1 protein-coding gene is annotated in these 287 nt (G+C 39.0%); it reads left to right on the top strand.

Translation table 11 applies throughout. The features are described from left to right. Positions 1-287 (top strand): helix-turn-helix domain-containing protein (locus BAU27_RS21165; protein WP_139254670.1); only part of this gene is annotated, 287 nt, incomplete at both ends.

Below are 287 nucleotides of genomic sequence, written 5' to 3'. Positions count from 1 at the left end.
CCTAATCAATAAAACGATTGGCTGTTCTCGTTTTGTATTCAATCATTTCCTATCTCTATGGGATAATGCATACAAAGAAACAGGGAAAGGTTTGACATATGGTACATGCTCTGCCAAACTCCCTGCCATGAAGAAAGAGTTTGTTTGGCTAAAAGAAGTAGATAGTATCGCGATTCAGTCGTCTGTTCGCAACCTTGCGGATGCTTATACACGCCTTTTCAAAAAACAAAACAATGCCCCGCGTTTCAAATCTAAGAAGAACAACGTACAATCTTATACCACAAAAC

Source organism: Bacillus sp. NH11B, from assembly GCF_001884205.1.
GTDB lineage: Bacteria > Bacillota > Bacilli > Bacillales > Bacillaceae_G > Bacillus_A > Bacillus_A proteolyticus.
Note: the sequence above shows the minus strand (reverse complement) of the source record. Positions and strands in the feature narration are given on the sequence as shown.